Raw genomic sequence first — 23,640 nt, forward strand, 5'->3', positions numbered from 1 at the left:
GGTCAGCTTCCTTGTACGAGAGTTGAGTAGTCCCGGCCTTCGACTTGGCCCCGACGCAGCGGGTTCCGTGTGCAGAAACGGGCGAATTGAGCATCGACGAAGCGGTACGGCAGGTGCTCGTCGCGGCCATGGGGAATGCCCAGGCGAGCGCACTGGATGATCTGCGGCACTGCCAGCGCACAATCCTCGACATACAGCGCCTGCGGATCGAAACGCTGGCCGTCCCAGTGCGGCACCTTCAGGCCCAGCGCGCGGCAGAGCAGGGTCTGCCCGGCGCAAAGGCGCTCGGGTGGGCGCAACTGGCCGCTGGCATCGGGGTTATTCAGTTGCATCCGGGCCAGGCTGTTGGCGTCCGAGAGCGCGTCGATGAACGGGTAGGCTGACTTGATCAGCACCGCATTGCCCGGGCCGTGGGCGCTGAAGTTCAGCGAATCGCCGCCGCGGGCGTAATACATATAGATGTGCCCGCCGTCGAGAAACAGCGCCTTGCGCTTTTCGGTATAGCCCAGCGAGGCGTGGCTGCCCTTGTCGGTCAGGTAATAGGCTTCGGTTTCGATGATCCGCGCAGCCAGCCACAGGTCGCCCTGACGGTGGCGAATGACTTTGCCCAGTAGCGCCTTGGCCAAGGTCTGGGCATCACGGTCGAAAAAGCTGTCTGGCAGGGCGCGGGCCGGGCAGGGGGCTGGGTCTGGCATGCTGGCTGTTCGTGATTGAATGGCGCGATCATAGCAATTAATCGCTTAATCGAGGCTGAACGCTGCTGCAGATGGCTGCCTGCCGGCGCGAACCGCTGGCGCCCAGTAACCACGGGGCCTTCCGACCTCGCACGTAGCATTTTGGTCAAGCCAGGTTACATCTTTCCTGTCCATTAACCTCGTCATCTTCTACCATCCGCCACCCGCCGCTGGGCGTACTGGTGCCCGCCAGTTATAATCAGCCGATTTCCCCTTTCGCCAAGACACCGAGCCCATGACTGAGTCCGTTCTTGACTACATGACCCGCCTGGGTCGCGCTGCCCGCCAGGCCTCGCGCGTGATCGCCCGCGCCAGCACCGCACAGAAGAACCGTGCCTTGCAGGCTGCTGCCGATGCGCTGGACGCCGCCCGCGCCGAGCTCACTGCCGCCAATGAGCAGGACCTCGCCAATGGCCGCAGCAATGGTCTGGAAGCGGCGCTGCTCGATCGTTTGGCGCTGACTCCTGCTCGTATCGACGGCATGATCACCGGCCTGCGCCAGGTGGCCAGCCTGCCCGATCCAGTCGGCGCCGTGCGTGACATGAGCTACCGCCCGTCGGGCATTCAGGTCGGCAAGATGCGCGTGCCGCTGGGCGTGATCGGGATCATCTACGAGTCGCGGCCGAACGTGACCATCGATGCTGCCAGCCTGTGCCTGAAGTCGGGTAACGCGACCATTCTGCGTGGCGGCTCCGAGGCGATTCATTCCAATCGCGCGATTGCCACCTGCATCCAGCGCGGCCTGGCTGCCGCAGGTTTGCCAGCGGCAGTGGTGCAGGTTGTGGAAACTACCGACCGTGAAGCGGTCGGTGCACTGATCAGCATGCCCGAGTACGTCGACGTAATCGTCCCGCGTGGCGGCCGTGGCCTGATCGAGCGGATCAGCCGCGATGCCCGCGTACCGGTGATCAAGCACCTCGATGGCATCTGCCATGTGTACATCGACGCGCACGCCGACCTCGACAAGGGCTGGCGCGTTGCTTTCAACGCCAAGACTTACCGCTACGGTATCTGCGGCGCCATGGAGACCTTGCTGGTCGACCAGGCCATTGCTGCAGACTTCCTGCCGGAAATGGCCCGGCGCTTCCAGGAACACGGCGTCGAGCTGCGCGGCTGCGAGCGCGCCCGGGCGATCATCCAGGCAGCACCTGCCAGCGAAGACGACTGGCACGCCGAATACCTCGACGCGATCCTGTCGATTCGCGTGGTCGACGGCCTCGAGCAGGCCATCGAGCACATCAATCACTACGGCTCGCACCACACCGACTCGATCATTACCGAACACCAGGGTCAGGCCCGGCGCTTCATCGCCGAGGTCGACTCGGCGTCGGTCATGCTCAACACCCCGACCTGCTTTGCCGACGGCTTCGAGTATGGCCTGGGTGCCGAGATCGGTATTTCCACCGACAAGCTGCATGCGCGTGGTCCGGTCGGCCTCGAAGGCCTGACCTGCGAAAAATACGTAGTGATTGGCGATGGCCAGCTGCGCGGCCAGGAGCCGAGCTGAGTTGAATCAGGCCCCTGCAGTGCGGCGCGTCGGCATTTTCGGCGGTACCTTCGACCCGGTTCATATCGGCCACCTGCGCAGTGCGCTGGAAGTGACCGAGCTGATGGGCCTGGACGAGCTGCGCCTGCTGCCCAACGCCCGCCCGCCGCACCGCGACACGCCACAGGTAGACGCTCAGGCGCGCCTGGCGATGGTGCAGAGCGCGGTCAGCGGGGTTGACTGCCTGAGCGTTGATGCGCGCGAGCTGGGCCGTGACAAACCGTCGTATACCATCGACAGCCTGGAATCGATCCGGGCCGAGCTGGGCGGCGATGACCAGTTGTTTCTGGTCCTGGGCTGGGACGCGTTCTGCGGCCTGCCGGGCTGGCACCGCTGGGAAGAATTGCTCCAACATTGCCACATCCTGGTGCTGCAACGCCCGGATGCGGATGTCGAACCACCAGACGAGCTGCGCAACCTGCTGGCTGCGCGCTCGCAAAGCGATCCCACTGCCATGTCCGGCCCGGCGGGTCACATTTCGTTCGTCTGGCAGACCCCGCTTGCGGTGTCGGCCACGCAAATCCGACAGCTGCTGGCCAGCGGCAAGTCGGTACGGTTTCTGGTGCCGGATGCAGTACTGGCCTACATAGAGGCGCACGATCTATATCGTGGGTCCAACTGAGGGCGCCGTTGGGGCGCCTCATTCAAAACGAGTTGAACGAGTAACTATGAAGAAGCAAAACGACATCACTGCCGAAGAACTGGTCGAAGTGGCCAAGGAAGCGCTGGGAGAGGTCAAGGCCCTGGATATCCAGGTGATCGACGTGCGTGACAAGCACAGCCTGACCGACTACATGATCATCGCTACCGGTACCTCCAATCGCCAGATCAACGCGATGCTGGACAAGGTTCGCGAGCTGGTCAAAGCCAAGGGCGTCATGCCGCTGGGTGAAGAAGGCAAAGGCGAAAGCGATTGGGTGCTGCTCGACCTGAACGACGTCATCGTGCACATGATGACCGCCGCTGCGCGTCAGTTCTACGACCTCGAGCGCCTGTGGATGGGTGCCGAGCAGAGCCGTGCTGCCGATGGCAAGCACCACAGCTCCGAGAACGGCGCCAACGAGTACTTCGACAAGCTCAACAAGCAATAAGGAAGCGCCGTGCGTCTGCGATTGATCGCGGTCGGCTCGCGCATGCCCAAGTGGGTCGAGGAAGGCTGGCATGAATATGCCAAGCGCCTCCCTGCTGAGTTGCCGCTCGAGCTGGTGGAAATCCCGCTGAACACCCGGGGCAAGAACGCCGACGTGGCTCGCCTGATTCGTCAGGAGGGGGAGGCCATGCTGGCCAAGGTTCAGCCCGGCGAACGCATCGTCACCCTCGAAGTCCACGGCAAGCCGTGGAGCACCGAGCAGTTGGCGGTCGAGCTGGATCGCTGGCGCCTGGATGCGCGGACGGTGAATTTGATGGTGGGTGGGCCCGAAGGCCTGGCGCCTGAGGTGTGCGCGCGCAGCGAACAGCGCTGGTCGCTGTCGCCGCTGACCTTGCCGCACCCGTTGGTAAGGATACTGATCGGCGAACAGATCTACCGCGCCTGGACCGTGTTGTCCGGGCATCCCTACCACAAATGAGCCTGTAAGCCCGCCCGATGTCGCAGCCGATCCGCCTCAAAGACCACGAGAAAGACGCCCGTCTGGTGCGCAACCGCGTCGTGGTCGGCGCTGTGGCGATCATGTTGTTGGTGTGCGTGCTGATTGCTCGGCTGTACTACCTGCAGATCATCCAGTACGACTATCACTCGACGCTGTCGGAGAACAACCGGGTGCATGTGCAGCCGATCCCGCCAACCCGCGGGCTGATCTTCGACCGCAACGGGGTGATCATCGCCGACAACCGGCCCAGCTTCAGCCTGACCATGACCCGCGAACGCGCCGGCAAATGGCCAGAGGTGCTGGACGCCATCGTCGAGGTGCTGGGGCTCACAGCGGACGACCGTGCCCTGTTCGAGAAGCGCATGAAGCAGGGTCGGCGGCCATTCGAGCCCGTGCCGATCCTGTTCGAGCTCAGCGAAGACCAGATCGCCCGGATCGCCGTCAACCAGTTCCGGTTGCCGGGCGTGGAAGTGGCTGCGCAGTTGGTCAGGCATTACCCGCAAGGTGCGCACTTTGCCCACTCGGTCGGTTATGTCGGGCGGATCAACGAGAAAGAGCTGAAGACCCTTGATCCGGTCAACTACAGCGGCACCCACCATATCGGCAAGACCGGCGTCGAGCGCTTCTATGAAGATGCCCTGCACGGTCAGGTCGGTTACGAGGAGGTCGAGACCAACGCCCGCGGCCGCGTGCTGCGCGTGCTCAAGCGCACCGACCCGATCCCCGGCAAGGACATCGTGCTGGGCCTGGACATCAAACTGCAGGAAGCCGCCGAGCTGGCTCTGGGTGGTCGGCGTGGCGCTATCGTGGCGCTTGATCCACGCTCGGGTGAAGTACTGGCGATGGTCAGCCAGCCAAGCTTCGACCCCAACCTGTTCGTCACCGGCATTGGCTTTCAGGCCTATGCTGACCTGCGCGATTCGATCGACCGGCCGCTGTTCAACCGGGTCCTGCGCGGGCTGTATCCACCCGGTTCGACGATCAAGCCCGCAGTGGCCATCGCCGGCCTCGACAGCGGTGTAGTGACAGCCGGCAGCCGGGTGTTCGACCCGGGCTATTACCAGTTGCCCAACTACGACCACAAATACCGTAACTGGAACCGCAGCGGTGACGGCTGGGTTGATCTTGACCTGGCGATCATGCGTTCCAATGACACCTACTTCTACGATCTTGCGCACAAGATGGGCATCGATCGCCTGTCGACCTACATGAACAAGTTCGGCCTCGGCCAGCGCGTGTCGCTGGACATGTTCGAGGAATCCTCCGGGTTGATGCCGACCCGTGAGTGGAAGCGCGCCACCCGCCGCCAGGCGTGGTTCCCGGGCGAAACGCTGATCCTCGGCATCGGCCAGGGCTACATGCAGACCACGCCGTTGCAGATGGCCCAGGCTACCGCGCTGATCGCCAGCAAGGGCAAGTGGTTCCGCCCGCACCTGGCCAAGACCATCGAGGGCCAGCCGCCGGTCGACGAAAACCCGATCGAGGACATCGTCCTGCGTGACCCGTCCGATTGGGCCAAGGTCACCCACGGCATGGAGCAGGTGATGCACAACGCCCGCGGCACCGCCCGCGCGGCTGCCACCGGCGCGCAGTACCGCATCGCTGGCAAGAGCGGTACTGCTCAGGTGGTGGCGATCAAGCAGGGCGAGAAGTATGACCGCAACAAAGTCCAGGAGCGTCACCGTGACCACGCCCTGTTCGTCGGTTTCGCCCCGGCTGACGATCCGAAGATCGTCGTCTCGGTGATGATCGAGAACGGCGAGGCTGGTGGCCGCGTGGCGGCGCCGGTGATGCGCCAGATCATGGACGCCTGGCTGCTCGACGCCAACGGCCAGTTGAAAACCGAGTTCGCTCCCGCCACAGTCGCTCAGGAAAAGGCCCAGTGATTAACAACTTTGATCGCATGCTCTCCAGCGAAGACGTCATGCGTCGGCGCGCGAGCTTTCTTCAGCGCATCCACATCGACGGCCCGCTGCTGATCATTTTGCTGACCCTCGCCGCCGGCAGCCTGTTCGTGCTGTATTCGGCCAGCGGCAAGAACTGGGACCTGCTGAGCAAGCAGGCGACCTCGTTCGGCATCGGCCTGGTCTCGATGTTCATCATTGCCCAGCTCGAGCCACGCTTCATGGCCCGCTGGGTGCCGCTGGCGTACCTGACCGGGGTGCTGCTGCTGGTGGTGGTCGACGTCATGGGTCACAACGCCATGGGCGCCACGCGCTGGATCAACATCCCCGGAGTGATCCGCTTCCAGCCTTCGGAATTCATGAAGATCATCATGCCGGCAACCCTGGCCTGGTACCTGTCCAAGCGCACCTTGCCGCCTGATCTCAAGCATGTGGCGATCAGCCTGGTGCTGATCGGCGTGCCGTTCATTCTTATCGTGCGCCAGCCGGACCTGGGTACTGCGCTGCTGATCCTGGCTTCCGGCGCGTTCGTGCTGTTCATGGGTGGCCTGCGCTGGCGCTGGATCATCAGTGTGATCGCCGCGGCAGTGCCGGTGGCGGTGGCGATGTGGTTCTTTGTCATGCACGACTACCAGAAGCAGCGCGTGCTGACCTTCCTCGATCCTGAGAGCGACCCGCTCGGCACTGGCTGGAACATCATCCAGTCCAAGGCCGCGATCGGCTCCGGCGGAGTATTCGGCAAGGGCTGGTTGCTCGGTACGCAGTCGCACCTGGACTTTTTGCCGGAGAGCCACACCGACTTCATCATCGCCGTGCTCGGCGAGGAATTCGGCCTGGTCGGCATCTGCATGCTGCTGATCGTTTATCTGCTGCTGATCGGCCGCGGCCTGGTCATCACCGCACAGGCGCAGACCCTGTTCGGCAAGCTGCTCGCGGGCAGCCTGACGATGACCTTCTTTGTTTATGTGTTCGTCAATATTGGTATGGTCAGTGGCTTGCTCCCGGTGGTGGGGGTGCCGCTGCCCTTCATTAGCTATGGCGGAACTTCGTTGGTGACGCTGCTGTCAGCGTTTGGCGTTCTGATGTCGATCCACACCCACCGCAAATGGATCGCGCAAGTTTGAATAAGGTGAACAATTTCATGCAAGCAGTGCGTAGCTGGGCGGCCCGTTGGGCGCCGTGGATCGGCGCAATGGGCCTGCTCGGCGCAGTCCAGCAGGTCAGTGCCGGCGACTACGACGGCTCGCCGCAGGTGGCCGAGTTTGTCGGCGAAATGACCCGCGACCACGGCTTTGCCGGCGAACAGCTGATGGGCGTGTTCCGCGAGGTGCAGCGCAAGCAGTCGATTCTTGACGCTATTTCGCGTCCGGCGGAGCGGGTCAAGCCGTGGAAAGAATACCGGCCGATGTTCCTCACCGATGCGCGCATCGCCCGTGGTGTCGACTTCTGGCGCCAGCACGAGGCAACCCTGGCGCGTGCCGAGCAGGAATACGGTGTGCCGGCCCAGGTGATCGTGGCGATCATTGGCGTGGAAACCTTCTTTGGTCGCAACACCGGCAACTACCGGGTGATCGATGCCCTGTCGACGCTGGGTTTCGACTACCCGCCGCGGGCTGAATTCTTCCGCAAGGAGCTGCGCGAGTACCTGCTGCTGGCCCGTGAAGAGCAGCTCGACCCGCTGACCCTGAAAGGCTCGTACGCCGGCGCCATGGGCCTGCCGCAATTCATGCCGAGCAGCTTTCGCGCCTACGCAGTGGACTTCGACGGTGACGGCCATATCAATATCTGGAACAACCCGGATGACGCCATCGGCAGTGTCGCCAGCTACTTCAAGCGCCACGGCTGGGTTGCCGGGGAAGGCGTGGTCAGCCGCGCCCAGGTGCGCGGCGAGCGTGCCGACGAAGGCCTGACCAGCGGCATCGAGCCGGTCAAGACCGTCGCCGAATTGCGCGCATTGGGCTGGTCGAGCAATGATGCGCTGCGCGATGATCTGCCGGTCACCGCCTTCAAACTGGAAGGCGACAACGGCCCTGAATACTGGATGGGCCAGAAGAACTTTTATGCGATCACGCGTTACAACCGCAGTGTGATGTACGCCATGGCCGTGCATCAGCTTTCGCAACAGCTGGTCATTGCACGGGGCGTCAAGTAATGCGCGGATTGTTTACTACTCATTCCTTCAAACTGCTGACCTGCATCGCCATCAGTGCGGTCCTGGTCAGTTGCTCATCGAGCCGGCCTGCACCCAAGAGCAGCGGTGCGGGTGGCAACGTCATCCGCTCGCAGCCGGGCCTGGATATCAACCGCGCGCATAAAGACGGCGCGCCATGGTGGGATGTCGACGTCAACAAGATCCCCGACGCCACCCCGACCGTGCACACCGGCAACTACAAGGCCAACCCGTACACGGTGCTGGGCAAGACTTATTACCCGATCCAGGAATCGCGCAACTACCGCGCCGAGGGTACTGCATCGTGGTACGGCACCAAGTTCCACGGTCAGAACACCGCCAACGGCGAGGTCTATGACCTGTACGGCATGAGCGCGGCGCACAAGACCCTGCCGTTGCCGGCCTACGTCAAGGTGACCAACCTCGACAACCAGCGCAGCGTGATCCTGCGGGTCAACGACCGCGGCCCGTTCTATTCTGACCGGATCATCGACCTGTCGTACGCCGCCGCCAAGAAGCTCGGTTACGCCGAAACCGGCACCGCGCGGGTGCGCGTTGAAGGCATCGACCCGCAGCAGTGGTGGGCCCAGCGCGGCCAGCAGGCGCCGTTGGTGCTGAAAGAGCCGCAGGTCGCGCAGACGCAGCCGCTGCCCGCCAGCACCGGCAAGGTCGAGCAGTGGACACCGCCAGCGCAGCAGCATGCCGCTGCCGTGGTGCCGGTGCAGATCGCCAGCAACAGCGTGCCGAGTAACACCGGCGGCATGTTCCTCCAGGTCGGCGCCTTCGCCAACCCGGATGCCGCCGAGCTGCTGCGCTCGAAACTGAGCACCATGGTCAGCGCACCGGTGTTCATCAGCTCGATCGTGCGTAACCAGCAGACCCTGCACCGCGTGCGCCTGGGGCCGATGAGCAGCCAGGGTGAAGTGCAGCAGACTCAAGACAGCGTGCGCCTGGCCAATCTCGGCCAGGCCAAGCTGGTCACCGACTGAACGCGGAACTCACGGCGCCTGCTGCGGCCTGAAGTGGGCGCCGGGCTGTCCGTTTTGTCATGAATTGCCCGGCGCGGCCATGTACAATGGCCGTTTTTGCCCCGCCAGGCCCCGCGCCAGGCTCCTGGGCTGCCACGCAGCTCACATAACTAGACTGACTGGGCGTTGGGCTTCGAGCCCACGGAACATCAGACCATTAGCGATTTTCGAGAGACGGATGAACATCACCAACCTTGCCAAACGACTTTGCCTGCCTGTCCTGCTGATGATCACCCCTGCTGCCTTTGCAGCAGAGCAGATGATGCCAGCCCCACCACAGCTGGCAGCCAAGTCCTACGTACTCATGGACGCGTCCAGCGGCAACGTGCTGGTCGAAAACAACGGTGACGAGCGCCTGCCGCCAGCCAGCCTGACCAAGCTGATGACCGCCTACATCGCCACCCTCGACATTCGTCGGGGCCAGATCGGCGAGAACGACCCGGTTACCGTCAGTGAAAACGCCTGGCGTACCGGCGGTTCGCGGATGTTCATCAAGGTAGGCAGCCAGGTTACCGTTAGCGACCTGCTGCACGGCATCATCATCCAGTCGGGCAACGATGCCTCGGTCGCTCTGTCCGAACACATCGCCGGCAGCGAAGATGCCTTCGCCGACATGATGAACAAGACTGCTGCCGATCTGGGCATGAGCAACAGCCACTTCATGAACCCGACCGGTCTGCCGCACCCCGAGCATTACTCGTCGGCCCACGACATGGCCCTGCTGGCTCGCGCGATCATCAACGAAGACCCGGCTCACTATGCGATCTACTCGCAGAAAGAGTTCTTCTGGAACAACATCAAGCAGCCCAACCGCAACCTGCTGCTGTGGCGTGACAAGACGGTCGATGGCCTGAAAACCGGCCACACCGACGAAGCCGGCTACTGCATGGTCGCCTCCGCCGTACGTGATGGCCAGCGCCTGATCGCCGTGGTGTTCGGTACCAACAGCGAGCAATCGCGTGCCGCCGAAACGCAAAAGCTGCTGACCTATGGCTTCCGCTTCTTCGAAACCCAGACCTTCTACCAGAAGGGCACCGAACTGACTCAGGCGCCGGTATGGAAAGGCGCGACCAACCAGGTCAAGGCCGGTCTGGCCAACGACCTGACCATGACCATGCCTAAAGGCCAATTGAAGCGCCTGGCCGCCTCGATGACCATGAACCCACAGCTGACCGCGCCCATCGCCAAAGGTGACGTGATCGGTAAAGTCGAAGTCAAACTTGACGAGAAAGTGGTTCACAGCGCCGACCTGATCGCCCTCGACGGCGTTGAGGAAGGTGGTATCTTGCGCCGTATGTGGGATAGCATTCGTCTATTCTTCTACGGGTTGTTCAACTGATAACGTGACCTGCCACGCTCCCGCCAATCCGGCGGGAGCGTTGTTGTTGCCACGGCTTACGAGGCCGTTTCCGCATGAGCGAAGCTGACGTCAAGTCGCACAAGATCGAATTCCCCTGCGCTGATTACCCAATCAAGGTGATCGGCGATACCGTGGTCAATTTCAAGAACACGGTCATCGAGATTTTGAAGAAACACGCTGAGGTCGACATGTCGACCCTGGCCGAGCGCCAGAGCAAGGAAGGCAAGTACACCACCGTGCAATTGCACATCGTGGCGACCAGCGAAGACCAGTTGCACGACATCAACAGCGCCCTGCGTGCTACCGGCATTGTGAAAATGGTGCTCTGATGCCGGCCAGCCTCGGTATCCGCGAGCTTGGCCTGCAGCCCTATGAACCGGTGCTGGAGGCCATGCGGCGTTTTACCGAGCAGCGTGGTGCCGACAGCCTGGACGAAGTCTGGCTGGTCGAGCACCCGCCGGTGTTCACCCAGGGCCAGGCTGGCAAGGCCGAGCACCTGCTGGTGCCGGGTGATATCCCGGTGGTGCAGAGCGACCGCGGTGGCCAGGTGACCTACCATGGCCCCGGGCAGTTGGTGGCTTACCTGTTGCTTGATGTGCGCCGGCTTGGTTTTGGCGTGCGTGAACTGGTTACCCGGATCGAAAACAGCCTGATCGATCTGCTGGCCAGTTATGACGTTGTGGCGGCGGCCAAGGCCGATGCGCCCGGAGTCTATGTTGACGGGGCCAAGATCGCCTCGCTCGGCTTGCGAATCCGCAACGGCCGTACCTTTCACGGCCTTGCTCTGAACGTGGACATGGACCTTGCGCCATTCCGCCGAATCAATCCCTGCGGCTATGCGGGGCTGGCGATGACCCAGCTGCGTGATCTGGCAGGTCCGATCGAACTCACCGAGGTCAGGACAAGGCTGCGTGGACAGCTGGTCAAGCACCTCGACTATGCTGAGCAGACGACCCTTACGGGCGGAATCGACTGAATATGACAACTGTGCAAGAAGCCGTGCCGAACCTGATCACCACCCATGACGTGACCCCGCGCCCGGCGCCGAAGAAGGTCGAAGCCGGGGTCAAGCTGCGTGGCGCCGACAAGGTCGCGCGCATCCCGGTAAAGATCATCCCTACCGACGAGCTGCCGAAGAAGCCTGACTGGATCCGCGTGCGCATCCCGGTTTCGCCGGAAGTCGACCGTATCAAGCAACTGCTGCGCAAGCACAAGCTGCACAGCGTCTGCGAAGAAGCCTCGTGCCCGAACCTGGGTGAGTGCTTCTCGGGTGGTACCGCCACCTTCATGATCATGGGTGACATCTGCACCCGTCGTTGCCCGTTCTGCGACGTTGGCCATGGCCGGCCGAAAGCACTGGATGCCGACGAGCCGATGAACCTTGCCGTGGCCATCGCCGACCTGCGTCTGAAGTACGTGGTGATCACCTCGGTAGACCGCGACGACCTGCGTGACGGCGGTGCCCAGCACTTCGCCGACTGCATTCGCGAGATCCGCAAGCTGTCCCCGGGCGTGCAGCTCGAGACCCTGGTGCCGGACTACCGCGGGCGCATGGACGTGGCCCTGGCGATCACCGCTCAAGAGCCGCCAGATGTGTTCAACCACAACCTGGAAACGGTACCGCGCCTGTACAAGGCCGCGCGTCCGGGTTCGGACTACGACTGGTCGCTGGACCTGCTGCAGAAGTTCAAGCAACTGGTGCCGCACGTACCCACCAAGTCTGGCCTGATGCTCGGCCTGGGCGAAACCGACGAAGAAGTGATCGAAGTGATGCAGCGCATGCGCGAGCATGACATCGACATGCTGACCCTCGGCCAGTACCTGCAGCCATCGCGCAGCCACTTGCCGGTGCAGCGCTTCGTGCACCCGGACACCTTTGCCTGGTTCGCTGAAGAAGGCCACAAGATGGGCTTCAAGAACGTCGCCTCCGGGCCGCTGGTGCGTTCCTCGTACCACGCTGACCAGCAGGCGCACGAAGCCAAGATCAAGCTGTAAGCTGATCCGCTGGGCCAATGCCGATGCGCGCCGGGAGGTGCCATCGGCATTTTTGTTGGGGGATCTGTACCCTGTGGGCAACGATCTCGGGCTGGCCCATTGTTGCTGCCCATTGATCTGCAAATGCTTTCAAGGAGTTGCTGGATGGACTGTGCTGAACACCTAGGTTCACTATTGCCGCGAAAGCTGGCAGCGAATGCCTGTTTTGCGGTGATTGCTCCCGCAGGGCCGGCGCGGCTGGATGCCGACAAGGCCCAGCAGTGGTTCAACGAGCGTGGCTATCGGTGCCGGCTATATCCCAGCGTGAGCGGCAGCCAGGGTTATCTGGCCGGTACTGACCAGCAAAGGCTGGATGACCTGCATGCTGCATTCGCCGATCCGCAGGTGCACGCCATTCTGTGCATGCGCGGCGGCTACGGCAGCATGCGCCTGCTCGACCAGATCGATTTCGAGCTGATTGCCCGCAACCCCAAAGCCTTGATTGGCTACAGCGACATCACCGCGCTACACACCGCGATCAACCGCTACTGCGGGTTGGTCAGTTTTCACGGTGGCATGCTCAACGCCGACCTGCTGGGCGGCAAGCTTGAACCGACAGTCAGCTCGCTGCTGCGGCAATTGCGCGGTGAAGTGGGGCAGGGCGATGCACTCGTCCATCCCCATGCATATCCCTTGACCACAGTGCTGCCAGGCGTTGCCAGCGGGCGCCTGCTGGGCGGCAATCTGTCGATGCTCGGCGCGACGCTGAGTACGCTTGGGGAGATCGACACCGACGGCGCCATTCTGTTTATCGAAGACGTCAACGAGCCGTTGTACCGGGTTGACCGACTGCTCACGCAATTGCGCCTGGCAGGCAAGCTGCGGGGCGTGCGTGGGGTGTTGGTGGGGGATTTCGCCGGGATTACCGTAGCCGCCATGACCCCGCTGTTGCAGGACATTTTTGCGCCGCTGGGGGTGCCGGTACTGGCCGGTTGGCGCAGTGGCCATTGCGATCCGAACCTGTGCCTGCCGCTGGGCGCTCAGGTGCGGCTCGACAGCGACATGCAGACACTGGTGCTGCAGCAGGATTTGTTCAGGGCTTGAGATTGCCGGGGGCGCTTTGCGCCCCTATCGCGACACAAGGCCGCTCCTACAGTTGGCCGCGCACGTCAATTTTACGCGGTCCCTGTAGGAGCGGCCTTGTGTCGCGAAAGGGCTGCGAAGCAGCCCCCGGCAATCTCACTACTGACGCAAACTCTCGAGCAGCTTGTGCGTCGGGTAGCCGTCAGCGGGCATGTTCTGCGCCTGCTGAGCTGTACGAATGGCCTTGCGGGTATTGGCGCCGATGATGCCGTCGGCATTGCCCGCGTCATAGCCGCGCGCATTGAGCAGGTTCTGCAGCTCGATGCGCTCGCTGCGGCTCAATGGCAAGTCATCCTTGGGCCAGCTGCCGGCAATGAAGCCCCAACCGGAGAAACGATCGCCCAGCAGGCTTACCGCCAGCGCGTAGGACGACGAGTTGTTGTACTTGAGAATGGCGCGGAAGTTGTCCAGCACCAGGAACGCCGGGCCACGTGCGCCGGCCGGCAGCAGCAGCGCCGCCGAGAGTTGATTGCTGCCCGCTGGCAGCTGGGTGCCATTGGGCAGCTTGACGCCCAGTTGCAGCCATTCACTGACGGTCTTGCGCTGGGCGCCATCGGCGATCCAGAAGTCGAAATCGGCCGGCACCTGGACTTCGAAGCCCCACGGTTGGCCACGCTTCCAGCCCGAGCTTTGCAGGTAATGCGCGGTCGATGCGAGGGCATCGGCTGTGCTGTTCCAGATGTCGCGGCGGCCGTCGCCGTCGAAGTCGACGGCATGGGTGTTGTAGGTGGTCGGGATGAACTGGGTCTGGCCCATCGCCCCGGCCCACGAGCCACGCATGGCCTCAGGCTGAATGTCGCCGTTCTGCAGGATCTGCAACGCCGCGATCAGCTGGTCCTGGGCAAACTGTGGGCGGCGGCCCTCATAGGCCAAGGTCGCCAGCGAGCGGATTACCGATTTGCTGCCCTGGAACTGGCCGAAGTTGCTCTCCATGCCCCACACCGACACCAGCACCTGGCGGTCCACGCCATAGCGTTGTTCCAGGCGCGTGAGCAGCTCGGCGTTCTGTTCCAGCAGCTTCTTGCCGTTGCGCACCCGCAGCGGCGACAGCGCGCCGTCGAGGTATTCCCACACCGGGCGGCTGAACTCGGGCTGGCTGCGATCGGCCTTGATCACGTCCATGTCCGGCGTGACACCGGCAAACACGCGGTCGAACAGCCCGGCATCAATACCGGCCTGCAACGCTTGTTGACGGAAACCGGCCTGCCACTGGGCAAAGCTCTGCACTGGCTGGATTTCAGCGTTGATGTCGGCGTTGCTGGTGGGCAGGGTAACCACCGGTGCGGGCTGGGCAGGGGCCAGTGGTACGGCGTCGGCGGCGGTAGGTTTTTCCGCACAGGCGACCAGCAGGATAAGGCTGGAGGCCGCGATCAGCTGGCGTGGTTGCCAACGTGGGAACAGACTGAGGGACATGCACAGATCCAGGAATTACAGGTCAGGTAGCGACCATATCATGCCTGCGCGCTGGATGCTTTCATGCGGCCAAAAAGTAAGAAGCCTCCCAATCTCTCGATTGGAAGGCTTCGCGGCGGTAGCTGCCTTTGCCCTTGTCTGGTTGCTCCTGGCGGCTGCGAAACAGCGGCTGGGCAATGATCGACTTGGCTTTGTTGGGGCGGTGCTTTTGCGGCTTTTTGCTCATGGCGGGGTTCCCCGGCTTGGGTGGGTGTGCGGGGCGGACTTTAGGGCTTGGCGCGGGGTGGGGCCAATTGATTGTGTATATGGTCGAGATTGTTGGGGCCGCTCTGCGGCCCTTCGCGGGTGAACCCGCTCCCACAGGTACGGCGGCGCTGCAAAACCCTGTGGGAGCGGGTTCACCCGCGAAGGGGCGCAAAGCGGCCCCAGCTATTCCGAAGGCAATACCAATCGCTGCCCAGCCATCAACAGCGCCAACCGCGTCAACCCCGTCCAAGGCGAACCAGGCGCCTGGCCCTTGATCTGCGCATCGATACGCTGAGCATCCTGCAGCAACTGCGCCCAGCGCTGCGCCGACAGCCGTTGCAGGGCCTTGCTGACCAGTGGCCGGCGCTTGTCCCATACCGGCGGACGCGCCTGGCTGAAGGCTTTGTCGAGCGGGATGCCCTGGCTGAACTGCAAGGCGATTCCCGCCAGCAGGCGCAGCTCGCGGGCCAGCGCCCAGAGAATCACCGGGGGCTCGACGCCCTCGCCGCGCAGGCCTTCAAGCATGCGCAGGGCATGGGTCGCATCGCCTTTGAGAATGGCATCGACCAGGCCAAACACATCGAAGCGAGCACTGTCTGCCACCGCGCTCTGCACGGTTTCGACGGTGATCTGGTTGCCTTCGGCGAGCAGCTTGAGCTTTTCGATCTCTTGGGCGGCTGCGAGCAGGTTGCCCTCGACCCGCGCCGCAATCAGGTCGACCGCATCTCGCTGGGCGGACAGCCCGGCCTGGGCCAAGCGCTGATTGATCCACTGTGGCAACTGCTGCGCATCGATCGGCCAGATCTGGATGAACTGGCACTGACTGCCCTCGACCAGCGCCTTGCCCCATTTGGTTTTCTGCGCACTGCCGTCGAGCTTGGGCAGGCTGATCAACAGCAAAGTGTCTTCAGCGGGCCGCGAGCAGTACTCGATCAGCGCCGCCGCGCCCTTGTCACCAGGCTTGCCCGAGGGCAGGCGCAGCTCGAGCAGGCGCCGCTGGGCGAACAGCGACAGGCTGGCACCGGCTTGCAGCAGCGTACCCCAGTCGAAGTTGGCATCGGCACTGAACACCTGGCGCTCGTCAAAACCCTGCTGGCGGGCGGCGGCGCGAATCGCGTCGGCGGCCTCCTGGCACAGCAGAGGGTCATCGCCGCTGACGATATAGACAGGCGCAAGAGTACCTTGCAGATGCTTGTTGAGTTGGGCAGGGGCGAGCTTCATGAGCAGAGGTCGGGGCACCTGGCGGTGCCCCGCACGGGCTTAGGTGCCCGGGATTTCCAGTGGCGACTGCTGCGGGGTTTCGTCACGATAGCGCTGCGCGGCTGCGGCGGCTTCGGCTTCAGCCTTGGCACGTTGATCCGCCTGCTGCTGCAGTTCGTCGAGGTGAGCTGGGGTCAGCATCTGCAGGCGTACGACCATGGCCTGGACCAGATCACGGCGCATCTCGTCGCGGGTCTGGGTGCCTTCCTGGTCGGAACCGGTGATGTTGTCGCCGTCACGCACGTAGATCTTGCGCACTTCGAGCTTGTCGCTTAGCAGCGGCACGTTGTTCAGGCCGTTGATGCTGTAGTTGAGCACGGTGGTGAGTTCGTACTCGGCCGAGCGACTGCCGCTGCTGTAGGTGACTGCGCGCTGGGTCTGCTGCTCGTTGTCGAGCGACAGGCGATACGGCGCACCGCTGCGCAGGCTGACGCCGCTGCGCTCAAGTACCTGGCGCAGTTGGGTAACGGTCTGGCCGTAGGCGTCACGCGCGCTGACATCAAGTTCCTTGATGGTCAGCTCGGTAGTGCCGGTGCCGCGCAGCTGGAAACCGCAGGCGCTGAGCATGACGGCCAGGCCCATTACCAGCAGATTGCGTTTGATCATGTTGAAGCTCCCTTGTGGGCCGATTCCGCTCGCGCGCAGTGCCTGCGGGCGAGCGTTGCCATCAGTTGGCGACGATGTTGACCAGTTTGCCTGGAACCACGATGACCTTGCGAATGGTCAGGCCGTCGGTGAAGCGCACCACGTTTTCGTTGGCGCGCGCCGCAGCTTCGACTTCTTCGCGGCTGGCAGTGGCGGGCATTTCGACCTGACCACGCAGCTTGCCGTTGACCTGTACCACCAGTGTCACGCTGTCTTGCACCAGGGCGCTTTCATCCACGCTCGGCCAGGTGGCGTCGATCACCGCCTCGCTGTGGCCCAGGTGCTGCCACAGCGAATGACTGATGTGCGGGGTGATCGGTGCCAGCAGCAGGGTGACTGCTTCCAGGCCTTCCTGCAGCAGGGCACGGTCCTGGGCGGTAGCGGTCGGGGCTTTTTCCAGTACGTTCATCACGGTCATCACCTGGGCGATGGCAGTGTTGAATTTATGGTGAAGGCCAACATCGCTGCTGGCTTGCTTGATCGCCACGTGAATCGCGCGGCGGATCGCCTTTTGCCCGTCATCCAGTGCCGCAGTGTCCAGCTTGCCCGGCAAGCCGAGGCTCACATGGGCCTGGGCCAGGCGCCAGACGCGACGCAGGAAGCGGCTTGCGCCTTCAACGCCGGAATCGGACCATTCCAAGCTCATGTCCGGCGGCGAGGCGAACATCATGAACAGGCGGCAGGTGTCGGCGCCGTAGACGTCGATCATCGACTGTGGGTCGACGCCGTTGTTCTTCGACTTGGACATCTTCTCGGTGCCGCCGATTTCCACCGGCAGGCCGTCGGTCTTGAGGCGAGCACTGATGACCTTGGCCTTGCTGTCGCGCTCCAGCTCGACATCAGCCGGGTTGAACCAGTCCTTGCCGCCATTGCTGGCTACGCGGTAGTAGGTTTCGGCAACAACCATGCCCTGGGTCAGCAGGTTCTTGAACGGCTCGTTCGATGTGACCAGGCCTTCATCGCGCATCAGCTTGTGGAAGAAGCGCGCATACAGCAGGTGCAGGATGGCGTGCTCGATGCCACCGATGTACTGATCGACTGGCAGCCAGTGGTTGGCCGCTTTCGGGTCGACCATGCCACCTTCGTAGTTCGGCGAGGCGTAACGGGCGAAGTACCAGGACGACTCGACAAAGGTGTCCATGGTGTCGGTTTCGCGCTTGGCCGCAGCGCCGCACTTGGGGCAGCTGCATTCATAGAACTCAGGCAGGCGTGCCAGTGGCGAGCCGGCGCCATCGGGTACGACGTTCTCTGGCAGGGTGACTGGCAGTTGGTCTTCCGGCACCGGCACGTCGCCGCACGATGGGCAGTGGATGATCGGGATCGGGCAGCCCCAGTAGCGCTGGCGGCTGATGCCCCAGTCGCGCAGACGGAACTGCGTGCGCGATTTGCCCAGCTCCTTGCTGATCAGCGCGGCTTCGATGGCGTCGAACGCGCCAGCGAAGTCGAGGCCGTCAAAGGCGCCGGAGTTGATCAGGGTGCCGTGCTCGCCGTAGGCGGCTTCCCAGGTGCTGCCGACTTCGTCGCCAGCGCTGGTGCGCACCACGGCCTTGATCGGCAGCGAGTACTTCTGGGCGAACTCGAAGTCACGCTCGTCGTGGGCCGGCACCGCCATGACAGCGCCGTCGCCGTAGTGCATCAGCACATAGTTGGCGACCCAGACCGGCAGTTTCTCACCGGTCAGTGGGTGCTCGACAAACAGCGACGTGGCGAGGCCTTTCTTTTCCTGGGTGGCCATGTCGGCCTCGGCAACGCTGCCGCCTTTGCATTCGTCGATGAACGCCTGCAGCGCCGGGTTGCCTTGGGCAGCCTGGGTAGCCAGCGGGTGCTCCGCGGCGACGGCGACGTAGGTCGCGCCCATCAGCGTGTCGGGGCGGGTGGTGAAGACTTTAAGTGCGCCGGGATGACCAATGCTTGCCTGGTCATAGGGGAACTGCACTTCCATCCCGCGCGACTTGCCGATCCAGTTGCGCTGCATGGTCTTGACCTGTTCAGGCCAGCCCGGCAACTCGTCGAGGCTTTCCAGCAGCTCGTCTGCGTATGCGGTGATGCGGAAGTAGTACATCGGGATTTCGCGCTTTTCGATCAGCGCGCCCGAACGCCAGCCACGGCCGTCGATAACCTGTTCGTTGGCCAGTACCGTCTGATCGACAGGGTCCCAGTTGACCGTACCGTTCTTGCGGTAGATGACGCCTTTTTCGAACAGACGAGTGAACAGCCACTGTTCCCAGCGGTAATAGTCCGGCTTGCAGGTGGTGACTTCACGCGACCAGTCGATGGCCAGACCCAGGCTCTTGAGCTGGGTCTTCATGTAGTCGATGTTTTCGTAGGTCCACTTGGCCGGGGCGACGTTGTTCTTCATCGCGGCGTTTTCCGCCGGCATGCCGAAGGCGTCCCAGCCCATCGGCTGCAGCACGTTCTTGCCGAGCATGCGCTGGTAGCGCGCGATCACGTCACCAATGGTGTAGTTGCGCACGTGGCCCATGTGTAGCTTGCCGCTCGGGTACGGGAACATCGATAGGCAATAGAAAGTGTCTTTGCCTGGCTGTTCGGTAACAGCGAACGATTGTTGCTCGTCCCAGGATTTCTGGGCGGCGGCTTCTATGTCACGGGGCGTGTATTGTTCGTGCATGGCTACTTTTGGCTGAGAGAGAGAAGACCTTGTTCCCGGCAGCGGAACCTCGCTGCATCCGGCACTCCGGTGTCGGTGAGAGTGAACGCCGTAGCATACATGAGCGCTGTGTATCGTGGGAAACCCAATTGCCCCGCAGCGGCGCCGGGGGCCGTTGGTCGCAGCGCTCTGCTGCTTTGCACAACGCCGCTAAGCTCAGGTGTGGGGGGAGATATCGTTATCTTCAATGAGGTGAACGGATGGGAGAGTCGCAGTTACCCGCAAGCAAACCGGAGCTGTATGAACGCTTGATCGACCGCCTTGGGCTGGCCTTGGAAGCTGCCCGCACGGCGGTGCGATTGCGCGACGAGATGCCAGCGGAACTTGAGTTGCGTGGCCTGAGCCCCGCAGAGTTCGAAGTGATCAAGGCCTATCTGGAGATCTTTCCAGAGAGCCGCATTGCCAGCGCCGCTGCGGTCAAACCAGCGGAGCCGAGCTCAGCCAAGATCATCTGGCTCAAGGACAGGAAGCGCTCCGTCGCCCCGGTCAGATCCAGGACGCTGCCGCATCGGTAGCCGTGCTGGCCTGCTGGCGCGCAAAACGCCGCGCGCCGGTTCAATCATCTACATAGCATGATCGGCGCCGGGCGCTACTTGTCGCTCGGTGTCGATCCTCTTAGTCTGCACGCCTTCACAGGAGGTGCAGGCAATGCCTATTCGATTCTTTATCAAGCAGTGGCTGATGCCGCCTGGCTTGCTGTTCATCTTGCTGCTGGCCGCGTGGTGGTTGCGCAAGCGCCGGCCGCGGCTGGCATTTGCCTGCTTTACGTTGGGGCTGGGCGGTTTATGGCTGATGAGTCTGCCGCTGGTGGTGGAGCAGGTCGCGCGCCAGCTGGAAACCGAAACGCCGCTGAGCCTGGCGCAGTGGTCGGGGTTGGCCCAGCGGGCAGATGCGATCGTGGTGCTCGGCGCCGGCCGCGAGCGTGGCGACCCTGCCTGGGGTGGCCAGGATCAACCTACCGGGCACGCGCTGGAGCGCATGCGCTATGCCGCGCAATTGGCCAAGGCCTCTGGTTTGCCGGTATTGACCAGCGGTGGCTTGCACTACGGTACCCCGCCCAGCGAGGCGCAGTTGATGGCCGATCGGCTGCGCGATGACTTTGGCGTTACGGTGAAGTGGCAGGAGCAGGCCAGCCGTACCACCTGGGAAAACGCCCAGATGAGCGCGCAACTGTTGCAGCCGTTGGGCATTCGCCGGGTGGTGGTAGTGACCCAGGCCTGGCACATGCAGCGCTCGCGCTGGAGCTTCGAGCAGGCGGGCTTCGAGGTAGTGCCGGCGCCAGTGGGCTTCCTCGGCCAGGATCATGCGCGGCCGTTTGCCGGGCTGCTGCCTGAAAGCAGAGCAGTCTGGCAGAGCGGGCAATTGCTCAATGAGGTGGCGGGTATGATCGGTTATCGGCTGTTCTACTGAGGCAATGCGCCTTGCGCTCATTACACCGCCCCTTGTAGGAGCGGCCTTGTGTCGCGAAAGGCCCGCAAAGCGGGCCCGGGGATCTCGGCGGCGAAGCTGAAACCTGGGGCCGCTACGCAGCCCTTTCGCGACACAAGGCCGCTCCTACAGGGGACCGCGCAGGCAGGTGTTGCGCGGTTTGCTCACACGGTTTTGGCTATGCGCCTGGCGGCCAACGCCCAGCCCATCAGCAACAGGCAAACAATCGCCAGCGGCCACGAGCGCCATTGCAGGTAGGGCGTCAGTTGCTGCATCGGCACCACTTCGCCATACAGGATCGCCTGCTGGAACTGCGGGATCTGCGTGGTGATGCGGCCAAACGGGTCGATCAGCGCGGTAACGCCATTGTTGGTCGCACGGATCATCCAGCGGCCCGCTTCAAGCGCACGCATCTGCGCCATCTGCAGGTGCTGCAGCGGGCCGATCGAGGTGCCGAACCAGGTGTCGTTGCTGATGGTCAGGAGCAGATCGCTGCGCGCCGCCAGGCTGGCGGCAAACTCGGGGTAGACCACTTCGTAGCAGATGTACGGGGCGATCTGATAACCCTTGGCCTGCAGCAGCGGCTGGTCGTCCGGGCCGCGGGCGAAGTCCGACATCGGCAGGTTGAAGAACTCGATCACCCCGCGCAGCATGTCCTGCAGCGGCACGTACTCGCCAAACGGTACCAGCTTCTGCTTGAGGTAGGTGCCATCGCCTTCACCGGTCACGGTGATGCCGTTGAAGTAGCGCCGTTGCTGATGCACCACTTCGCGCACCGGTACCCCGGTAATCAAGGCCGAGTTGCGCTCGGCGGCAAAGCGTCCCATCACGTCGATGTAGCCCTGGGCCTGATCCTTGAGGACCGGCACGGCCGTCTCGGGCCAGACCAGCAGATCCACTCGCTTGGAGGTAAAGCTCATGTCGCGGTACAGCGCCAGTTGCGCGTCGATGTGCGCCGGGTCCCACTTCAGGTCCTGCTCGACATTGCCTTGCACGGCGGCGACGCTCAGCGGCTCGCCGGCAGGGCGCGTCCAGGCGTGGTCCTTGAGGGTCATGCCGAGTCCCCATGGCGCCACCAGCAACAGTGCGCCAACTGCCATGAATGCCGGGCGTGCGCGCAGTCGGTGCAGGTTGCACAGCAATGCAGCGCTGAGGGCCAGGGCAAACGAGATCAGCCACACCCCGCCGAGCGGCGCGAGGCCGGCCAGCGGGCCATGCAGCTGGCTGTAACCGGAGTACAGCCACGGGAAGCCGGTCAGGAACCAGCCGCGGAAGGCCTCCTGCAGCAGCCACAGCGCGGCAAAGCACAAGGCGTCTGCCAGCGGCGCTTCGTTACGGCGCAGCCAGCGCGCCCAGAGCCAGGCGGGCAGGGCAAAGAACCAGGCAATGGCGGCAAAGAATGCCACCAGCAGCAGCACCGCCAACAGCGGCGAAGCACCGCCGTAGGTGGTCATGCTGATGTAGATCCAGCTGGTGCCGGCGCCGTACAGACCGAAGCCGAAGCACCAGCCGCGACCCATGGCCTGGCGTGGGCTCAGCTCGCGCAGGCCAGCGTAGAACAGGCCGACGGCAAGCAGGGCCAGCGGCCACAGGTCGAACGGCGACAGGGCCAGCAGGGTAGACGCGCCGGCCGCCATGGCCAGCAGGTTACCGGGCCAGCCGGGGCGGGTGATCCAACGCATGGTGTTCCTTAACGGCTAATCGGGGTCAGGCGCAGCAAGTGCACGCGGCGGCTGTCGGCGTTGAGCACGCGGAAGCGATACGCGCCGATTTCGGTGGTTTCGTTGCGCTTGGGCAGGTGACCGAAGGCACTCATCACCAGGCCGCCGACGGTGTCGAACTCGTCATCGGAGAACTCGCTGTCGAAGAACTCGTTGAAGTTCTCGATCGGCGTCAGCGCCTTGACCAGGAAGTCGCCACTTGGCAGCGGCTTGATGTAGCTGTCTTCCTCGACATCGTGTTCGTCTTCGATGTCGCCGACGATCTGCTCAAGCACGTCTTCGATGGTGACCAGGCCGGCGACGCCGCCGTATTCGTCGATCACCACGGCCATGTGGTTGTGGTTGGCGCGAAACTCGCGCAGCAGCACATTCAGGCGCTTGGACTCCGGCACGAAGGTGGCCGGGCGCAGCAGGTCCTTGATGTTGAAGCTGTCGCCGTTCTCCTGAAGGATCAGCGGCAGCAGATCCTTGGCCAGGAGGATCCCGAGCACATCGTCATGGCTTTCGCCGACCACCGGATAACGCGAGTGCGCGGCATCGATCACCGACGGCAGAAACTCGCGCGGGGTCTGGCTGGCCTTGATGCTGATCATCTGCGAGCGCGGCACCATGATGTCGCGTACCTGCAGGTCGGCGACCTGAATTGCACCTTCGACGATGGTCAGCGCTTCGCTGTCGAGCAGCTTGTTCTGATGGGCTTCGCGCAGCAGCTCGAGGAGCTCCTGGCGGTTTTTCGGCTCATGGGCAAAAGCCTGGGTCAGTTTGCCCAGCCAGGACTTTTGCCCGTTGCTCGATCGGTCTTCGCTCATGG

23 protein-coding genes are annotated in these 23,640 nt (G+C 63.3%); 15 read left to right on the plus strand and 8 right to left on the minus strand.

What is annotated here, in order from left to right:
* Positions 1 to 2: 2 nt before the first annotated feature.
* Positions 3 to 695 (minus strand): DNA-3-methyladenine glycosylase, encoded by a 693-nt coding sequence (locus M2396_RS22190; protein WP_259078805.1) that lies wholly within the window; start codon positions 693 to 695, stop codon positions 3 to 5.
* 274 nt (positions 696 to 969) lie between these two features.
* Between M2396_RS22190 and M2396_RS22195 the strand changes: the two genes are divergently transcribed.
* The 13 genes from M2396_RS22195 to M2396_RS22255 all read left to right on the plus strand — a co-directional run bounded on the left by M2396_RS22195 (position 970) and on the right by M2396_RS22255 (position 13,409).
* Positions 970 to 2,241, plus strand: coding sequence for a glutamate-5-semialdehyde dehydrogenase (locus M2396_RS22195; protein ID WP_259078806.1), 1,272 nt, complete (start codon positions 970 to 972; stop codon positions 2,239 to 2,241).
* Positions 2,210 to 2,902 carry a nicotinate-nucleotide adenylyltransferase gene (gene nadD, locus M2396_RS22200; RefSeq protein WP_101322269.1) on the plus strand — a complete coding sequence of 231 codons (693 nt, stop codon included), beginning with the start codon at positions 2,210 to 2,212 and terminating at the stop codon, positions 2,900 to 2,902. Before M2396_RS22195 ends, nadD begins: the two co-directional genes overlap by 32 nt.
* A gap of 46 nt (positions 2,903 to 2,948) precedes the next feature.
* A complete protein-coding gene (rsfS, locus tag M2396_RS22205) occupies positions 2,949 to 3,371 on the plus strand; it encodes a ribosome silencing factor (RefSeq protein WP_101322268.1) in 423 nt (140 codons plus the stop codon).
* Between the two features lie 9 nt (positions 3,372 to 3,380).
* Positions 3,381 to 3,848, plus strand: a complete 468-nt coding sequence (gene rlmH / locus M2396_RS22210; RefSeq protein ID WP_101322267.1) for a 23S rRNA (pseudouridine(1915)-N(3))-methyltransferase RlmH — start codon at positions 3,381 to 3,383, stop codon at positions 3,846 to 3,848.
* Positions 3,849 to 3,865: 17 nt separating this feature from the next.
* The gene (gene mrdA, locus M2396_RS22215; RefSeq protein ID WP_150570975.1) at positions 3,866 to 5,755 is read left to right on the plus strand and encodes a penicillin-binding protein 2; all 1,890 of its coding nucleotides are present in this window, start codon (positions 3,866 to 3,868) and stop codon (positions 5,753 to 5,755) included.
* A 38-nt stretch (positions 5,756 to 5,793) separates the two neighbouring features.
* Complete coding sequence (gene rodA, locus M2396_RS22220; RefSeq protein ID WP_178080848.1) at positions 5,794 to 6,897, plus strand: rod shape-determining protein RodA; 1,104 nt, start codon at positions 5,794 to 5,796, stop codon at positions 6,895 to 6,897.
* Positions 6,898 to 6,914: 17 nt separating this feature from the next.
* Complete coding sequence (mltB, locus tag M2396_RS22225; protein WP_259078808.1) at positions 6,915 to 7,925, plus strand: lytic murein transglycosylase B; 1,011 nt, start codon at positions 6,915 to 6,917, stop codon at positions 7,923 to 7,925.
* Positions 7,925 to 8,932, plus strand: coding sequence for a septal ring lytic transglycosylase RlpA family protein (locus M2396_RS22230; protein ID WP_150573289.1), 1,008 nt, complete (start codon positions 7,925 to 7,927; stop codon positions 8,930 to 8,932). The genes mltB and M2396_RS22230 overlap by 1 nt, the downstream gene beginning before the upstream one ends.
* Positions 8,933 to 9,149: 217 nt before the next feature.
* On the plus strand, positions 9,150 to 10,310 hold the full coding sequence (locus M2396_RS22235; protein WP_101322263.1) for a D-alanyl-D-alanine carboxypeptidase family protein: 1,161 nt from the start codon (positions 9,150 to 9,152) through the stop codon (positions 10,308 to 10,310).
* Between the two features lie 74 nt (positions 10,311 to 10,384).
* Complete coding sequence (locus M2396_RS22240) at positions 10,385 to 10,660, plus strand: DUF493 domain-containing protein (RefSeq protein WP_101322262.1); 276 nt, start codon at positions 10,385 to 10,387, stop codon at positions 10,658 to 10,660.
* The gene (gene lipB / locus M2396_RS22245; protein WP_103435110.1) at positions 10,660 to 11,307 is read left to right on the plus strand and encodes a lipoyl(octanoyl) transferase LipB; all 648 of its coding nucleotides are present in this window, start codon (positions 10,660 to 10,662) and stop codon (positions 11,305 to 11,307) included. Before M2396_RS22240 ends, lipB begins: the two co-directional genes overlap by 1 nt.
* A 2-nt stretch (positions 11,308 to 11,309) precedes the next feature.
* On the plus strand, positions 11,310 to 12,326 hold the full coding sequence (gene lipA, locus M2396_RS22250; protein ID WP_101322260.1) for a lipoyl synthase: 1,017 nt from the start codon (positions 11,310 to 11,312) through the stop codon (positions 12,324 to 12,326).
* Positions 12,327 to 12,470: 144 nt separating this feature from the next.
* Entirely contained in the window at positions 12,471 to 13,409 is a 939-nt protein-coding gene (locus M2396_RS22255; RefSeq protein ID WP_259078810.1) for an LD-carboxypeptidase, read from the plus strand.
* Between the two features lie 138 nt (positions 13,410 to 13,547).
* Here M2396_RS22255 and M2396_RS22260 read toward each other — a convergent pair whose 3' ends face one another.
* From M2396_RS22260 to leuS, 5 genes are all read right to left on the minus strand, one after another.
* Positions 13,548 to 14,861 (minus strand): lytic murein transglycosylase, encoded by a 1,314-nt coding sequence (locus M2396_RS22260; protein ID WP_101322258.1) that lies wholly within the window; start codon positions 14,859 to 14,861, stop codon positions 13,548 to 13,550.
* A 61-nt stretch (positions 14,862 to 14,922) separates the two neighbouring features.
* Positions 14,923 to 15,087 (minus strand): alternative ribosome rescue factor ArfA, encoded by a 165-nt coding sequence (gene arfA / locus M2396_RS22265; protein WP_103435107.1) that lies wholly within the window; start codon positions 15,085 to 15,087, stop codon positions 14,923 to 14,925.
* Positions 15,088 to 15,290: 203 nt separating this feature from the next.
* A complete protein-coding gene (holA, locus tag M2396_RS22270; RefSeq protein WP_101322256.1) occupies positions 15,291 to 16,328 on the minus strand; it encodes a DNA polymerase III subunit delta in 1,038 nt (345 codons plus the stop codon).
* Positions 16,329 to 16,367: 39 nt separating this feature from the next.
* Positions 16,368 to 16,973 carry an LPS assembly lipoprotein LptE gene (gene lptE, locus M2396_RS22275; RefSeq protein ID WP_101322255.1) on the minus strand — a complete coding sequence of 202 codons (606 nt, stop codon included), beginning with the start codon at positions 16,971 to 16,973 and terminating at the stop codon, positions 16,368 to 16,370.
* Positions 16,974 to 17,034: 61 nt separating this feature from the next.
* Complete coding sequence (gene leuS / locus M2396_RS22280; RefSeq protein ID WP_188036725.1) at positions 17,035 to 19,641, minus strand: leucine--tRNA ligase; 2,607 nt, start codon at positions 19,639 to 19,641, stop codon at positions 17,035 to 17,037.
* A 239-nt stretch (positions 19,642 to 19,880) separates the two neighbouring features.
* Here leuS and M2396_RS22285 point away from each other — a divergent pair, with 239 nt between their 5' ends.
* Together M2396_RS22285 and M2396_RS22290 are read left to right on the plus strand one after the other, a co-directional pair.
* Positions 19,881 to 20,195, plus strand: a complete 315-nt coding sequence (locus M2396_RS22285) for a hypothetical protein (protein WP_101322253.1) — start codon at positions 19,881 to 19,883, stop codon at positions 20,193 to 20,195.
* 133 nt (positions 20,196 to 20,328) lie between these two features.
* Positions 20,329 to 21,090 carry a YdcF family protein gene (locus M2396_RS22290; RefSeq protein WP_101322252.1) on the plus strand — a complete coding sequence of 254 codons (762 nt, stop codon included), beginning with the start codon at positions 20,329 to 20,331 and terminating at the stop codon, positions 21,088 to 21,090.
* 182 nt (positions 21,091 to 21,272) lie between these two features.
* Here M2396_RS22290 and lnt read toward each other — a convergent pair whose 3' ends face one another.
* Both lnt and M2396_RS22300 read right to left on the minus strand, forming a co-directional pair.
* A complete protein-coding gene (lnt, locus tag M2396_RS22295) occupies positions 21,273 to 22,790 on the minus strand; it encodes an apolipoprotein N-acyltransferase (RefSeq protein WP_259078811.1) in 1,518 nt (505 codons plus the stop codon).
* Positions 22,791 to 22,798: 8 nt separating this feature from the next.
* Positions 22,799 to 23,638: an HlyC/CorC family transporter gene (locus M2396_RS22300; protein WP_101322250.1), complete on the minus strand. Its 840-nt coding sequence runs from the start codon at positions 23,636 to 23,638 to the stop codon at positions 22,799 to 22,801.
* Positions 23,639 to 23,640: the final 2 nt, after the last annotated feature.

The organism is Pseudomonas sp. BIGb0278 (genome assembly GCF_024809895.1).
GTDB classification, from domain to species: domain Bacteria; phylum Pseudomonadota; class Gammaproteobacteria; order Pseudomonadales; family Pseudomonadaceae; genus Aquipseudomonas; species Aquipseudomonas shirazensis.